Source organism: Roseivivax sp. CAU 1761, assembly GCF_054482755.1.
Window position 1 is genome coordinate 96,090 of record NZ_JBTLRM010000007.1, and the last position, 15,185, is coordinate 111,274.

Consider the following 15,185-nt stretch of genomic DNA (forward strand, 5'->3'; position numbering starts at 1 on the left):
GGCGCCGTCGCGGCGCTTCATTGACCGGCTCCGCGGGGGATGCCAGAGTGTCGCCCGACAGCGCGGGAGCCGGCGGCCGGCTCCGCATCTGGGAGGCGACAGGCGCATGGTCAGGGCACGCCGCGCGGATGCGGGACGGGCGCATCGATGCGGGTGACCGCCGTCACCTGCGTGAAGAACGAGGGCCCCTTCCTGCTGGAATGGATCGCCTATAACCGCCTGATCGGCGTCACCGATTTCCTGTTCTACAGCAACGATTGCGACGATGGCAGCGACGCCCTGCTGGACGTGCTGGCCGGGCATGGCATCGTCGCCCACCTGCCCAACCCGGCCCGCGGCCGGGCCTACCAGATGGCGGCGCTGAAGGACGCGCCGCGCCACGCCGTGGTGGCCGCGGCCGACTGGCTCTGGGTGGCCGATATCGACGAGTTCCTCAACATCCACGCCCCGGGCCACGACATTCCGGCGCTGGTCGCGGCCTGCGGCGATCCGCAGGCGATCTCGGTCAGCTTCCAGTTCTTCGCCAATGCCGGGGTGGAGCGCTTCGAGGACCGGCCGGTGATCGCCCAGTTCGACCGCTCGCACAATCCCGACATCTGGTGCGACCAGAGCGCCATCGAGGTCAAGACTCTGGTGCGGCGGGATTTTCCCCTGCACTATCTCGGCGCGCACCGGCCCTTCCACCGCCGCAGCCAGCCGGTCTGGACCGACGCCTCGGGGCGCCCGGTGCCCGAGGCCTTCCGCGACCGCCGGACCAAGCGGCGGCTGCGCGCCTTTCCGGCGGCGGGCGCGCGGCGCCACGCCACGCTCAACCACTACGCGCTGCGCTCGCTCGAGAGCTACCTCGTGAAGATCGCCCGCGGCGACGTCAACCGCGCCGGGCGCAGCTTCGACGCGGCCTATTGGAGCGCCCGCAACGACCCGGCCTGGCGCGATGCCTCGATCCAGCGCCACCTGCCGGAACTGGCGCGCGAGACCGCGCGGCTTTGCGCCCTACCCGGCGTGGCCGAGGCCCACCGCGCCGCGGTGGCGGCGCACCGCGCCCGCATCGCGGCGCTGCGCGACGGGCCCGAGGGCGCGGCGCTGATCGACGCGCTGCGCCACGCGCCGCGCTACGGCCCGGCCGAGGCGGCGCTGCGCAGCCTGCTGGAACTGGCATGACCGGCGGCGGCCTGCAGGGGGCGATGGTGGTCAATCTCGGCCTGCCCAAGACCGGCACCACGACGCTGGCGCGCGCGCTGCGCCGCGCCGGGCTCCGGGTCGCGGACTGGCGCATCCGCCCGGGCCAGGGCGCTGCGGCGCTGACCGGGCGGCTGGTGGGCCGCATCCTCTACGAGGATTACTTCGCCAGCGGCGCCCCGCTGGCCCGGCTGGGCCGCGATTTCGACGCCATCACCGAGGCCGGCGCGATGGCGCCGCCCGACCGCATCTACTGGCCGCAGACCGATTGGGCGCTGATCGACGCGATCCGGCGCACCCGGCCGGAGACGCTGTTCCTGCTGTCGATGCGCGACCCGGAGGCGGCGGCCCGGAGCATGCGCCGCTGGCACGGGCTCGGCACGGCGCGGCTGCCGCAGCATTCGGTGCCCGGCCTGCCGCCGGGCTTCGGCGCGCGGGCCGCGCAGCTGGCGCGCTGGATCGACGGCCATCAGCGCGCCATCCCGGCCTTCTTCGCCGGCGATCCGCGCTTTCTGGCCTATGACATCGCCGATCCCGAGGCGCCGCGGCGGATCGGCGGTTTTCTCGGCCTCGACCTGCCCTGGTGGGGCCGGGCCAACCGCTGCGCCCCCGCCGCGGCGGATGCGGTGGAGGACCGCTGATGCGCGTCGATCTGCTGATCGGACCCGAGGAACGGGTCGCCATGCGGCTCCGCACGGTGCTGCGCGAGAAGTCCGGCGCGCTGGCGCGGCACGGGATCAAAGTGCCGGGCTGGAACCCGGTGCGGCTCTATCTCGCCTGCGCTGACCCCGACCGGCACACCGCGTTGCGCTTCGCCCGCGGCGTGCGCACGCCGGCGGCGCAGGCACGGCTGCGGCGGGAAATTGCGGCGCAGCTGCGCGGTCTGGCCGACCAGGGGGCGGAGCGGCTGGTGCTGGCCTGCGGGCAGCTCGGCCGGCTGCTCTGCCGCCCGTCGGAGATCGCCCGGCTGCGCGCGCTTCTGGAACCGGTCGCCGACGAAGTGCGGATCACCGCCCATCTCGACGCGCCGGCGCGGATGCTGGCCCGGCATTACGCCGAAAGGGTGCTGGAGGGCCGGACGACGCCGCTCGACCAGGAGCTGGCGCTGGCGCGGTCGGGCCGCGACTGGTGGCCGGCCGCGCTCGAGGGCGGCGGCCCGTGCCGGCCCTATGCCGGGCGCTACCGGGCGCTCGAGGCGCCGCCGGCCTGGCTCGATTTCGAGGCCCTGCGCGGCGCATGGGAGGCCGGCTTCGGCGCCGGATCCGTGACCTTCCGCGGCACCGATGCGGCACGGCTCGACGGGGAGGAGGCCGGGGCGGAACTGGCCGCAGCTCTGGGGCTCGAGGACGGGCTGGGCCGTGTCGCCCCGGCGGCGCCCGCGGCGGCGCCGAGCGCCGCGACGCTGGCCCGGGCGCGCGCCATGAACCCGCTCCTCGTGCTCTACGCCGCTAAGGCCGGGCTCTACTGCCCGCGGGATCTGCGCGCCCGGCTGATGGCCCGCATTGCGGTGCCCGGCGCGCCCATCGCCGCGGGATCGCTGGGCCCGGTCTCCGACCGCTTCCGCGCTGCCTGCGAGCGGCTGTGCGCGGAGGACCCGGCGCTGGCCGCGGCTTTGCGCCCCGATCCGCGCGCGCCGGTCTGGCGCGAGGCGGCGCCGGGCTACGGCTACCGCGCCACGCAATACCTGGCGGCGATGCTGCCGGCGCTGGAGAAAAAGGGCCTGCGCGTGGCCGAGATCAAGGCCGCCGATGCCGCCGAGGAGGCCGCCACGTCATCCGCCGGCGGTGCGGACGGCTCGGCGCTGCCGGCGCTGGCGCGGCTCAACGTGGCGCGGCTGCGCAATTCGCCCTTCGCCCCGCACAACCGGCTGGGCCGCGTCAACGAGGAGGAGCTGGCCGAGCCCTTCACCGCCGCGCCGCCGCGAACCCTGCCCGAGGGCACGTCCGGCACGGTGATCGTCGCCTGCATGAAGAACGAGGCGCCCTATATCCTCGAATGGATCGCCCATCACCGTGCCATCGGCGTCGACCACTTCCTGATCTACACCAACGATTCCGCCGACACGACGGCGGCGCTGCTGGACCGGCTGGACGCCACCGGGATCGTCGCGCATCGCCGCAACGACGACTGGTCGGGCCGCTCGCCGCAGAATCACGCGCTGGCCCGCGCGCTCGACGAGACGCTGGTGCGCGACGCCGAATGGCTGATCCATATCGACGTCGACGAGTTCATCAACGTGCGCTGCGGCAACGGCACGCTCGACGACCTGCGCGCCCGGGTGCCCGGCGCCAGCAACATCGCCATGACCTGGCGGCTGTTCGGCCATGACGGGATCGCCCGTCTCGAGGACCGCCTCGTCACCGAGCAGTTCACCGCCTGCGCGCCGCGCTTCTGCCCCAAGCCGCACACCGCCTGGGGCTACAAGACGATGTTCCGCAATCTCGGCGCCTATCGGCGGCTGAGCTGCCACCGGCCCACCAAGCTGCGCCCCGAACGCGCGCCCGAGGTGCGCTGGGTCAACGGTTCGGGCGAGGACATCACCGCCGAGGCCCGCGACGGCGGCTGGCGCAGCTCCAAGACGACGATCGGCTACGATCTGGTGCAGCTCAACCACTACGCGCTGCGCTCGGCGGACAGCTTCCTCGTCAAGCGCGACCGCGGCCGCGCCCTGCATGTCGACCGCCAGATCGGCCTGAACTACTGGATCCGCATGGACTGGTCCGGCGCGCGCGACATCACCATCCAGCGCAACCTGCCGCGGCTTCGGGCCGAATACGACCGCCTGCGGGCCGATCCCGAGATCGCCCGGCTGCACGCCGAGGGCCTGGCCTGGCACCGTGACCGGGCGGAGGCCTTGCGCGGCCGCCCCGACTTCGCCGCGCTCTACGACCAGGCCCTGGCGCTGAAACTCGACGAGACCGAGCGCGTGGCCTATGCGCTGGCGCTCGACACCGAGAGCTGAGAAGGAGCCCGCAAGGTGGCCGATGCCCGCCCCGTCCCGCCGCCCAGCGACCCGGTCCTGCGCGCGCGCGGGCTGAAGAGTCCGAAGGACGGCAGGATCGTCACGGGGCGGATCCGCGAGGCCCTGCGCAAGGCGAGCGACCGGATTCTCGAGCCCGGCGGCGACGGCCACCTGTCGACGCCGATCGCGGGGAAGCGCCGGGTCGGGCGGGTGATCCGCCACGAGGCTGACCCTACGCTGATGCCCGGCATCCGCGCGGCGCCCGCTGCCAACGTGGCCGTGCACACCGCGCAGCCGGCGGTTGGAGACCGCCCGCCGGTGCCGCTCTGCGCGCGGCGCAATTTCCTCGCCGGCCCGCTCGACGCCAGCGTCGAGCGCGGCTCGATTGAGCGGGCGGCGTTGGTGCCGCGGAACGGTATCCGCTGGGCGATGGCGGATCTGCGCCCCCAGGTGCTGCTCTGCGACACCGAGGGCGCCGAGGCCGAGCTGATGCCTCCGGCGCCGCGCGACCGGCTGCGCGCCGCCATCGTCGAGCCGCACCCGCAAGGGATCGGCCGGGCCCGGGCACGGGCGGTTTTCGCCGCCTGCCACCGCGCCGGGCCGAGCTGTTGTCCCAAGGCTTCCCGCGGCACGGATATGACCGTCCGGAAGGGGGGGTGAGACATGCGCATCCTGGCCATTCTCTGCGTGCGCAACGAGGCGGCCCTGCTGCTCGACTGGCTAGCGCATCACCTCGCCGCGGGGATCGGCCACGTCCTGGCCTATTCCAACGATTGCGATGACGGCACCGACGCGATGCTCGACCGGCTGGCCGCGCTGGGCCATGTCACGCATCACCGCAATGACGGCCCGCACGGCGAAGGCGGCCTCCAGTTCGGCGCGCTGAACCACGCCGCCCGAAGCCCGGTTCTTCGCGACGCCGAGTGGATCCTGCCGCTCGACATCGACGAATTCGTCAACGTCCATGTCGGCGCCCGCCGCCTGCCCGACCTGATCGCCGCCCTGCCCGAGGCCACCGCCATCACCCTGACCTGGCGGCTCTTCGGCAATGGCGGCGCGGTGCGCTGGCGCGACGAGCCGGTGCCGCGGCGCTTCACCCGGGCGGCGCCGGAGATCCTGCACTGGCCATGGCGGGCGGCGATGTTCAAGACGCTCTACCGCAACGACGGCACCTATCGGAAACCAGGGGTGCACCGCCCGCGCGCCCCCGATCCCGACCGGCTGGCGGCGGCGCGCTGGTTCGACGGCCATGGCCGCCGGCTGCCCGACAGCTATCGCAAGTCGCGCATCTACTCGCCCTTCGGGCGGCCGAATTACGGGCTGGCGCAGCTCAACCACTACCCGCTGGGCTGTTGCGAGAGCTATATCCTGAAGGCCGCGCGCGGCCGCGCCGTCCATGCCGGGGAGACGCTGGGCCTCGACTATTGGAGCGAGCGCAACTTCGCCGCCGAGGAGGATACCAGCATCCTCGCCCTGGCGCCGCAAGCCGCCGCCATTCGCACCCGGCTGGCCGCCGACCCGGTGCTCGCGCGGCTCCATTCCGAGGCCGTGCGCTGGCGCCGCGCCCGCTTCGAGGCGCTGATGCTCGAGGATCGCTGGCGCGCCATGATGGGCCGGCTGATGATGTCTGAGCCGACCCGCCCGCTGCCCCCCGACGCGGCGCATTGGCTGCTCGAATACGGCCGTCGCGCCCGTGCCGCCAATCTGCGATCATCGCCCTGAATCTCGCCGGATGGCGGCACATTTCTGCCGGAATGCGCGGGCAGGTTCCGCGCAGAGCAGCCACCGCCCCCGCCCGCGCAGCGAAAGGAAGATCCATGCAGGACGCACCCGCCCCGACCAGCGACCTTGCCGACCTCGACTATCCCGACTGGGTCGCCCGGATGGAGCAGATCGGCACCGCGGAGGGCTTCTTCGAACGGCTGGACGCGGAGCACCACGCGCATTTCGTGGAGACCGAGGGCCAGACGCTGATCGTCTCCTTCGAGACCTTCGACGATATCGGCGCGTTGTCGCCGGACGGGCGCCCGCTTACCGCAGCCCTGGCCGAGGCGCAGGGCTGGTCGCATCTGGCGGTAGTGTCGCGGCGCCACAGCTGGTTCCGGCGGCCGGAGATCTACGCCTTTTTCGACCAGCTCAACGATGACGGCTTCTTCGACGAATTCGACCGCATCCTGTTTTATGGCGCCGGATCCTGCGGCTACGCGGCCTGCGCCTTTTCGGTGGCCGCACCGGGCGCGCGGGTGCTGGCGCTGCAGCCGCAGGCGACGCTGGAGGCGCGGCGGACCGAATGGGACGACCGCTTCCCCGAGACCCGGCGCAGCGATTTCACCAGCCGCTACGGCTACGCGCCCGACATGATCGACGCCGCCGAGCGGGTCTGGCTGGTCTACGATCCGCGCATGACGCTCGACGCCATGCATGCCTCGCTCTTCGTGCGCCCCAATGTCGACCGGCTGCGTCTGCCGCATATGGGCAGTGCGCTGCAGGCCGACCTGATCACCATGCGCGGGCTCGACACCCTGCTGACCGAGGCCATGGCGGGCACGCTGAGCCGCGCCTCCTTTGCCCGGATCGTGCGGGCGCGGCGCGGCCACGGCCCCTACCTGCGGCGCCTGCAGGCGCGGCTCGAGGCCGAGGAGCGGCGCGGGCTGGAGCTGATGCTCTGCCGCAACGTGCTGGGCCGGATGCGGGCGCCGCGCTTTCGCCGCCGGCTCGCGGCGCTCGAGGCGGAGATCGACGAAGCGGCGGAGGCGCCGCGGATGGCGGCGGTCTGAGCGCCGCACTCGGGCCGCGCCGAATCCCACTGGCGCGCCGCGCGCGGGCCGTGCTAACGCCCGGGCCATGTCCGAGACCCTGACGATCCGCCGCCCCGACGATTGGCACCTGCATCTGCGCGACGGCGCGATGTTGGAGGCCGTCGCGCCGCACAGCGCCCGCGACTTCGCCCGCGCCATCATCATGCCGAACCTGGTGCCGCCGGTGGTGACCGCCGCCGACGCGCGCGGCTACCGCGACCGCATCCGCGCCGCGCTGCCCGAGGCCGCGGCGTTCACGCCGCTGATGACGCTCTACCTCACCGAGGAGACCGACGCCGCCGACGTCGTCGCCGCGCATCGCGAGGGGCTGATCGCCGCGGTCAAGCTCTACCCCGCCGGCGCCACCACCAATTCGGCCTCCGGGGTGCGCGATTTCGACCGCGTCCAGGGCGTGCTCGAGGCGATGGCCGAGGCCGGCGTGCCGCTCTGTGTGCACGGCGAGGTCACCGATGCCGAGATCGACATCTTCGACCGCGAGGCGGTGTTTATCGACCGCGTGCTCGACCCGCTGCGCCGCCGCACGCCGGGCCTGCGCGTGGTGATGGAGCATATCACCACCAAGGAGGGCGCCGACTACGCCGGTTCGGGGGGTGACGACCTGGCCGCGACGATCACCGTGCATCACTTGGTGATCAACCGGAACCACATCCTCGCCGGGGGCATCCGGCCGCATTATTACTGCCTGCCGGTGGCCAAGCGCGAAAGCCACCGCGCCGCGCTGGTCGAGGCCGCGACCTCGGGCCGGGCCTGCTACTTCCTCGGCACCGACAGCGCGCCGCATCCCGACACCGCCAAGGAAAGCGCCTGCGGCTGCGCCGGCTGCTTCACCGCGCCCAACGCCATGCCGATCCTCGCCCATGTCTTCGAGGCCGCCGGCGCGCTCGACCGGCTCGAGGCCTTCGCGTCGCTGAACGGCCCGGCCTTCTACCGCATGGCGCCCAACGACGCGACGCTGACGCTGGAGCGCGGCGCGCCCGACCTGCCCGCCAGGATCGAGGCCGGGGGCGAGACGGTGACGGTGTTCGATCCCGGCTTCCCGCTCGCCTGGCGCGTCGTCCGTTCCTGATCTCTGCCCGAAGGCCCCACCCCGATGATTCCCAGTTCCTTTCCCGCCCGCGAGGAAATCGCCCGTCTCTCCGCCCGCATGCTGCTCGAGACCGGGGCCGTGCATTTCAACGCCGAGACGCCCTTCACCCTGGCCTCCGGCCTGCCCTCGCCGACCTATGTCGATTGCCGCAAGCTGATCTCCTTCCCGCGGATCCGGTCGACGTTGATGGATTTCCTTGCAGTCACGGTGATGCGCGATGCCGGCTTCGAGGCCTTCGACAACGTCGCCGGCGGCGAGACCGCGGGCATCCCCTTCGCCGCGCTGATCGCGGAGCGGCTGGCCCTGCCGATGAGCTACGTGCGCAAGAAGCCCAAGGGCTACGGCCGCAATGCCCGCATCGAGGGCGTGATGACAGAGGGCCAGCGGGTGCTTCTGGTCGAGGACCTGACCACCGATGGCGGCTCCAAGCTGAGCTTTGTCGACGCGATCCGCGAAACCGGCGCCGCCTGCGGCCACACGGCGGTGATCTTCTATTACGGCATCTATCCCGAGACGACCGCGAGGCTCGCCGAGCACGGCGTCGCCCTGCACCATCTGTGCACCTGGTGGGACGTGCTGGCCGAGGCCCGCGCGCAGGACGCCTTCGACGCCGCCACGCTGTCCGAGGTCAGCGCCTTTCTGGAGAATCCGCGGGAGTGGCAAGCGGCGCGCGCCTAGGCAAAGTGCTGCCGAACAGCGTCAGATCCATATTGGATCACTTGTCAAGATGTTGACGCACGACCGAACCGGCTGGCAACATCCGGTATCGGAGGAGGCGACCTCGCGTCATGGCGGTTTGCCGAGCCTTTCGGGGCAATTGCACGAGTCGGGGACGAGCGCCTAAGAGGCGCGTCCGAGCGCAGAGCAGTCGAGGACGACAGGATGAGCGAAATCGCCAGTTTCCCGCGCGGCCGGGCGGAAATCGATTCGCCCGATACGATGCCGCATTCGATCGAGGCCGAGCAGCAATTGCTGGGCGCGATCCTGACCAACAACGACGTCTATGACCGGGTCGCGGCGATCATTTCGGCGAAGCATTTCTACGAGCCGGTGCATGCCCGGATCTACGAGATCGCGGCTGCCCGGATCGCCAAGAACAACCTCGCCTCGCCGGTCACCCTCAAGGCCTTCATGGAGGATGACGAGGGCCTGAAGGAACTGGGCGGCCCGGCCTACCTCGTGCGCCTTGCCGGTGCGGCGGTGTCGTCCTTCGCGGTGCGCGACTACGCGCAGATGATCTACGACCTCGCGGTGCGCCGCGACCTGATCGCGCTGGGCCGCGACATCTCCTCCAAGGCCGCCAAGGTCGACGTCGCCTCCGAGCCGCGCGAACAGATCGTCGAGGCCGAGCAGGCGCTCTACCAGATGGCCGAGCAGGGCCAGGCGCAGAAGGGCTTCGTGTCCTTCCTGCGCGCCGTCACCGACGCCGTGAACGTCGCCAACGCCGCCTATCAGCGCGAGGGCCAGCTCTCGGGCATCTCGACCGGGCTCGTCGATCTCGACAAGAAGCTCGGCGGCCTGCACCCGTCGGACCTTTTGATCCTCGCCGGGCGGCCCTCGATGGGCAAGACCTCGCTGGCCACCAACATCGCCTTCAACGTCGCCAAGGCCTATCGCCGCGGCACCAAGCCCGACGGCAGCGAGGGCGCGGTCGAGGGCGGCGTGGTGGGCTTCTTCAGCCTCGAGATGTCGGCCGAGCAGCTCGCCGCGCGGATCCTGTCGGAGGCCGCCGAGGTGCCGTCCGAGCAGATCCGCCGCGGCGACATGACCGAGGACGAGTTCCGCCGCTTCGTCGAGGCCGCCAAAAGCCTCGAGGCCTGCCCGCTCTACATCGACGACACGCCCGCCGTGCCGATCGCCCAGCTCGCCGCCCGGGCGCGGCGGCTGAAGCGGACCCACGGGCTCGACGTGCTGATGGTGGACTACCTGCAGCTGGTGCGCGGCACCGGGCGCGGCGACAACCGGGTGCAGGAGATCGCCGAGATCTCCATGGGCCTGAAGGCCATCGCCAAGGAACTGAACATCCCCGTCATCGCGCTGTCGCAGCTCTCCCGGACGGTGGAGAGCCGCGAGGACAAGCGTCCGCAGCTCTCGGACCTGCGCGAATCCGGCTCCATCGAGCAGGACGCCGACGTGGTGATGTTCGTCTACCGCGACGAGTACTACAAGGAACGCGAAAAGCCCGGCGACCACGACCTCGAGCGCATGGCGCAGTGGCAGGAGGAGATGGAGCGCGTGCACGGCAAGGCCGAGGTCATCATCGGCAAGCAGCGGCACGGCCCCATCGGCACCGTCGAGCTCAGCTTCGAGGGCCGCTTCACCCGCTTCGGCAACCTCGTGAAGCCCTGGCAGACCGCCCCGGCCGACGCCTTCTAGGAGCGGACCGGGACGGCCGGGACGGCGGCCCGCCGCGGCGGCGCCACTTCGCTCTTGACCCGGCCGAAATCCCTGCGAAACAGCGTTCATGGCTGCACCGACCCTGACCATCGACCTCGCCGCTCTCGCCGCCAACTGGCGCGACCTCGCCGCACGTTCGCGCGCCGAGACCGGCGCGGTGGTGAAGGCCGACGCCTACGGGCTGGGGGCCGACCGCGTCGCCCCGGCGCTCGCCGCGGAGGGCGCCCGGCGCTTCTTCGTGGCCCAGCCCGAGGAGGGCGTGGCGCTGCGCCGGGTGCTGGGCGACGGGCCGGACATCTTCGTCTTCAACGGCCACATGGCCGGCGATGCCCAGATGATCGGCGAGGCCGGCCTGGTGCCGATGCTGAACTCGGTCGACCAGATGCTCCTGCATGTCGAGGCCCTGCCCGGCCATCCCTTCGGCATCCAGCTCGATTCCGGCATGAACCGGCTCGGCATGGAGCCCGCGGAATGGGCGGCGCTGCGCGACATCGCGCTGGCCCAGAACCCGGTCCTGGTGATGAGCCACCTGGCCTGCGCCGACGAGCCCGACCACGCCATGAACCAGCAGCAATTGCGCGCCTTCCGCGAGATGACCGACGGCATCGACGCGCCGCGCTCGCTGTCGGCCACCGGCGGCATCCTGCTCGGGCCGGACTTCCAGTTCGACGTCACCCGCCCGGGCATCGGGCTCTATGGCGGGCTGCCCTTCGTCGATGCCCGCCCGGTGGCCTATCTCGACGTGCCGGTGATCCAGATCCGCGACATCGCTGCGGACGAGACGGTGGGCTACGGCAACAGCTGGGCGGCGCCGGGACCGCGCCGCATCGCCACCATCGCCGCGGGCTATGCCGACGGGCTGCACCGCATCATGTCGCCGCACGCCCATGTCTATGCCGGCGAGACCCGCTGCCGGGTGGTGGGCCGGATCTCCATGGATCTGATCGGCATCGACGTCACCGACGTGCCCGAGCCGCCCGAGAGCGTCGAGATCCTCGGCCGGCACCAATCGGTGGACACGCTGGCAGATTGGGCCGGCAGCATCGGCTACGAGATCCTGACCGCGCTCGGCCCGCGCTACCGGCGCCGCTATTCCGCTTCATGACCTCGCTGCTCGAGCCGAGCTGGCCGATCCTGCCGCTGCTCTTCGCCAAGCGCTTCCTCTATGTCGAGGCGCTGGCGCTGCTGGCGCTGATCCGGGTCTTCACCGCCCGCGGCCCGTCCCGGCTGGTGGCCGGGCTCACCGCGCTGGCGGCACTGGCGGCCACCGCGGGGATCTTCGCGCCGGCCTTCAAGCTGGCCGCCGGAGCCTGGTACGGGCCGGTGGCCAAGGTGCTGAATGCCGGCGGCGGCATGGCGGTGCCTCTGGCGCTGTCGGCGCTCTTCGCGCTCAGCATGCTGCTGCCCGGGCGCCGCATCGGCCTGATCGACGTGCTGCATCTGGCGATGTTCGCCGGCCTGACCGGGCTCTGGCTGGCGACCCGCCTGACCTGAGCCCGGAGGCCGGCCCGTCTCAGCCGCGCCCGAGACCTGCCAGCACCGCGTCGGCGGCGCGGAGCCCCGGCGGCGGGCCGCCGCGGCCCAGCCGCTCCATGGTCAGCGCCATCGCCGCGTTCTGCGCCTCCGGCTTTTCCAGCACGTCGAGGAGCGCCGGCGCGATGGCCTCCGGCCGGCAGGCCCGGCCGATGAATTCCGGCACCGCGCGGGTCTCGCTGACGAGGTTCACCAGCGTCACCGTGTCGGTCAGCAGCAGCCGCGAGATCACCGCGCGCGACAGCCAGTTCATGTCGTAGGCGATCACCATGGGCGTGTTCGCCGCCGCCAGTTCCAGCGACACCGTGCCCGAGGCGGCGAGCGCCACATCGGCCGCCGCGAAGGCCGCGCGCTTCTCGTCCAGCGCCTCGGCCGGGCCGGCCTCGCGCGGGTCGAGCACCACCGGCGCGCCATGCCAGCTTGACGCCATTTCGCGCACCGTGGCGGCCATCGAGGGCGCCGCGGGCACCACCAGGCGCAGATCCGGCCGCGCGGCACAGGCCCGCGCCGCCACCGCGCCGAAGACCGGGCCGAGCCGCGCCACCTCGCCGCGCCGCGATCCCGGCAGGAAAAGCACCAGCGGCGCGGCGCCGAGATCGTGGCGGGCGCGGAACGCCGCCGCGGCTTCCGCGCTGGCCACCGGCTCGGTCACCACCGGGTGGCCGACGAAGTCGCAGCGCATGCCCTCGGCCTCCATGTAGGGCGGCTCGAAGGGCAGCAGCGCCAGCACCTGGTCGACGTGCCGGGCCATGCGGCGGGCGCGCTTCGGCCGCCAGGCCCAGACGCTGGGCGCCACGTAATGCACGGTGCGGATGCCCGGCGCCGCGGCCTTCACCGCCTCGGCCACCCGGAGCCCGAATTCCGGCAGGTCGACGGTGATCACCACGTCGGGACGCGCCGCCACCGCGGCGGCGGCGGTCTCGCGGATCCGGCGCTTCAGGAAGCGGTACTGGGACAGGATCTCGGCGATCCCCATGATCGCGATCTCGTCCATCGGGAACAGGCTGGCGAGCCCCTGCTCGGCCATCAGCGGCCCGCCGACGCCCGCGAAGGAGACGTCCGGGCAGCGCTGCCGCAGCCCCGCCATCAGCGCCCCGCCCAGGCGGTCGCCCGAGGGCTCCCCGGCGACGATGAAGATCTTCATGCGCCGGGCTCCCGGACCCAGAGGAAGGCCCCGGCCCGGTCGAGCCGGCGGATCACCTCTGCGGGCTCCAGCACGATGACGCCGCCGGCCTCCACGATGATGCCGCGCAGCGCCTTCTCGGCCACCCGGTCGGCGGTGCCGGGGCCGATCGTGGGCAGATCGACGCGGCGGTCCTGGCCGGGCTTCGGCGCCTTGTAGAGCACCGCGCCGCGGGCAAAGTAGCCCAGGCCCCGCAGCATCGCGTCGGTGCCGTTGTCGCCTTCCCGGGCGAGCACGCTGGCGCCCCGGATGATCGAGGCCTGGCCGAGATCGGCGCGCCCCATCTCGGCGATCACGCGGTCGCCCAGCAGCGCCTCCTCGCGCGCTTCCGGCCCCGGCCGGGCCTGGGTCGGCACGCCCGGAGACGGCAGCAGCCCCGGCGCCGCCTCGTGCGCCGCGACGATCTCGAAGCCGGCGCGCTCGAACAGACCGAGCGCCGCGCGCAGCGCGCCGTCATCGCCGCGCCGGAGCGCCGTCAGGATGCGCGGCAGCAGCGCCAGCGTGCGCAGGTCGAGCTTGAGCGGATCGAGCGCTGGGCGGTCGATGCCGCCGGCCAGGCAGACCCGGGTGACGCCGCGCCGCTTGAGCAGGGCGAAGAAGCTGCCGAGGCGCTCCAGGCGGAAGCTGAGATCCACGCTCAGCCCCTCCGGCGCCGCGCCCTCGAGCGCGCAGACCAGGGGCGGACGCGTCTGCGCCGCCGCGACGACCTTCGGCAGGGTGCCCCGCCCGGCGATCAGCGCCAGCATCAGCCCGGCGTCAGGAAATGGCGGTCGGTATCGGCGAGCACGAACTCGACGATCTCGCGCACGTAGTCGGATTGCGTCTCCTGGCCCAGCCGGCGGGCGCGGTCGACGAAGGCGCCCTCGCCCTGGGCCAGCATCTGGAAGGCCGCGCGCAGCGCGGTGATGTCCGCACGCGCCACGCCGCGACGCTTCAGCCCGACGAGGTTGAGCCCGTCGAGCTTGCCGCGCGGCGCCTGAACGAGGCCGTAGGGAATGACGTCGTTGGTGACCATGGTGACCGCGCCGATGATCGCGCCGCGGCCGATCCGCACCCATTGATGCACCCCGGAGAGACCGCCGACGATGACGTCGTCCGCGATCACGCAATGCCCGGCCAGCGCGGAATTGTTGACCAGGATCACGCGGTTGCCCACCTGCACGTCATGCGCCACGTGGCAGCCCGCCATGAACAGGCCGTCATCGCCGATGCGGGTGACGCCGCCGCCGCCCTCGGTGCCGGCATTCATCGTCACGTGCTCGCGGATGCGGTTGCGGGCGCCGATCTCGAGCCGCGTGCGTTCGCCGCGGAACTTCAGATCCTGCGGCACCTCGCCGATCACCGCGAAGGGAAAGACCACCGTCTCGGCGCCGATCCTGGTGTCGCCGGTCACCACGACGTGGCTCTTCAGCTCGACGCCCTCGGCCAGACGAACCGCGGGGCCGACATGGCAGAACGGCCCGATGCGCACCCCGGCGCCGATCTCGGCCCCGTCCTCGACGACGGCGCTGGGATGGATCGCCGGCTCGCTCAAGATTGCAGGTCCATCATCGCGGTGAACTCGGCCTCGCAGGCCAGATCGCCCTCGACCTCGGCGCGGCCGCGGAACTTCCAGACCTTAGCGCCGGGCTTGCCGCGCAGGGTCTCGAGATGCATCCGCAGCTGGTCGCCCGGGACCACCTTGCGGCGGAACTTGCAGGCGTCGATGCCCATGAAATAGATCAGCATCTCCTTGTCCTCGAGCGCCATGGTGACGCCGACCATGACCGCCGCGGTCTGCGCCATCGCCTCGACGATGGTGACGCCGGGCATGATCGGGGTGCCGGGGAAATGGCCCTGGAAATGCGGCTCGTTCATGGTGACGTTCTTCAGCCCGACGGCGCGGCTGGTGCCGTCGATATCCTCCACCCGGTCGACCAGGAGGAAGGGATAGCGGTGCGGCAGGATGCGCTGGATGCGCTGGATGTCGGCGCTCTGGAGCGGCGCGGCGGCGGGCGTCTCGGACATGGGCGTCTTCCTTCTTTT

15 protein-coding genes are annotated in these 15,185 nt (G+C 72.2%); 11 read left to right on the forward strand and 4 right to left on the reverse strand.

Annotated elements, in window-relative coordinates; all coding sequences use genetic code 11:
• Positions 1 to 147 precede the first annotated feature (147 nt).
• From ACXYMW_RS06735 to ACXYMW_RS06785, 11 genes are all read left to right on the forward strand, one after another.
• On the forward strand, positions 148 to 1,161 hold the full coding sequence (locus ACXYMW_RS06735) for a glycosyltransferase family 2 protein (protein ID WP_459034534.1): 1,014 nt from the start codon (positions 148 to 150) through the stop codon (positions 1,159 to 1,161).
• Entirely contained in the window at positions 1,158 to 1,820 is a 663-nt protein-coding gene (locus ACXYMW_RS06740) for a sulfotransferase (RefSeq protein ID WP_459034535.1), read from the forward strand. Before ACXYMW_RS06735 ends, ACXYMW_RS06740 begins: the two co-directional genes overlap by 4 nt.
• The gene (locus ACXYMW_RS06745) at positions 1,820 to 4,141 is read left to right on the forward strand and encodes a glycosyltransferase family 2 protein (protein ID WP_459034536.1); all 2,322 of its coding nucleotides are present in this window, start codon (positions 1,820 to 1,822) and stop codon (positions 4,139 to 4,141) included. The genes ACXYMW_RS06740 and ACXYMW_RS06745 overlap by 1 nt, the downstream gene beginning before the upstream one ends.
• A gap of 15 nt (positions 4,142 to 4,156) precedes the next feature.
• Positions 4,157 to 4,801: an FkbM family methyltransferase gene (locus tag ACXYMW_RS06750; RefSeq protein WP_459034537.1), complete on the forward strand. Its 645-nt coding sequence runs from the start codon at positions 4,157 to 4,159 to the stop codon at positions 4,799 to 4,801.
• Between the two features lie 3 nt (positions 4,802 to 4,804).
• Positions 4,805 to 5,863, forward strand: a complete 1,059-nt coding sequence (locus ACXYMW_RS06755; RefSeq protein WP_459034538.1) for a glycosyltransferase family 2 protein — start codon at positions 4,805 to 4,807, stop codon at positions 5,861 to 5,863.
• Between the two features lie 95 nt (positions 5,864 to 5,958).
• Positions 5,959 to 6,918, forward strand: coding sequence for a phosphoadenosine phosphosulfate reductase (locus tag ACXYMW_RS06760; protein ID WP_459034539.1), 960 nt, complete (start codon positions 5,959 to 5,961; stop codon positions 6,916 to 6,918).
• 67 nt (positions 6,919 to 6,985) lie between these two features.
• Positions 6,986 to 8,026: a dihydroorotase gene (gene pyrC / locus ACXYMW_RS06765; protein WP_459034540.1), complete on the forward strand. Its 1,041-nt coding sequence runs from the start codon at positions 6,986 to 6,988 to the stop codon at positions 8,024 to 8,026.
• A gap of 24 nt (positions 8,027 to 8,050) precedes the next feature.
• Complete coding sequence (locus ACXYMW_RS06770; protein ID WP_459034541.1) at positions 8,051 to 8,725, forward strand: orotate phosphoribosyltransferase; 675 nt, start codon at positions 8,051 to 8,053, stop codon at positions 8,723 to 8,725.
• A 204-nt stretch (positions 8,726 to 8,929) separates the two neighbouring features.
• Positions 8,930 to 10,423: a replicative DNA helicase gene (locus ACXYMW_RS06775; RefSeq protein ID WP_459034542.1), complete on the forward strand. Its 1,494-nt coding sequence runs from the start codon at positions 8,930 to 8,932 to the stop codon at positions 10,421 to 10,423.
• 88 nt (positions 10,424 to 10,511) lie between these two features.
• Entirely contained in the window at positions 10,512 to 11,549 is a 1,038-nt protein-coding gene (gene alr, locus ACXYMW_RS06780; protein ID WP_459034543.1) for an alanine racemase, read from the forward strand.
• Positions 11,546 to 11,938, forward strand: a complete 393-nt coding sequence (locus tag ACXYMW_RS06785) for a hypothetical protein (RefSeq protein WP_459034544.1) — start codon at positions 11,546 to 11,548, stop codon at positions 11,936 to 11,938. The genes alr and ACXYMW_RS06785 overlap by 4 nt, the downstream gene beginning before the upstream one ends.
• 19 nt (positions 11,939 to 11,957) lie before the next feature.
• Here ACXYMW_RS06785 and lpxB read toward each other — a convergent pair whose 3' ends face one another.
• Genes lpxB through fabZ form a run of 4 tightly spaced genes read right to left on the reverse strand, consistent with a single transcriptional unit; the run spans position 11,958 to position 15,167 of the window.
• Positions 11,958 to 13,121: a lipid-A-disaccharide synthase gene (lpxB, locus tag ACXYMW_RS06790; RefSeq protein WP_459034545.1), complete on the reverse strand. Its 1,164-nt coding sequence runs from the start codon at positions 13,119 to 13,121 to the stop codon at positions 11,958 to 11,960.
• Complete coding sequence (locus ACXYMW_RS06795) at positions 13,118 to 13,906, reverse strand: LpxI family protein (protein WP_459034546.1); 789 nt, start codon at positions 13,904 to 13,906, stop codon at positions 13,118 to 13,120. Before ACXYMW_RS06795 ends, lpxB begins: the two co-directional genes overlap by 4 nt.
• On the reverse strand, positions 13,906 to 14,694 hold the full coding sequence (lpxA, locus tag ACXYMW_RS06800) for an acyl-ACP--UDP-N-acetylglucosamine O-acyltransferase (RefSeq protein ID WP_459034547.1): 789 nt from the start codon (positions 14,692 to 14,694) through the stop codon (positions 13,906 to 13,908). The genes ACXYMW_RS06795 and lpxA overlap by 1 nt, the downstream gene beginning before the upstream one ends.
• Positions 14,691 to 15,167: a 3-hydroxyacyl-ACP dehydratase FabZ gene (gene fabZ / locus ACXYMW_RS06805; protein ID WP_459034548.1), complete on the reverse strand. Its 477-nt coding sequence runs from the start codon at positions 15,165 to 15,167 to the stop codon at positions 14,691 to 14,693. Before fabZ ends, lpxA begins: the two co-directional genes overlap by 4 nt.
• Positions 15,168 to 15,185: the final 18 nt, after the last annotated feature.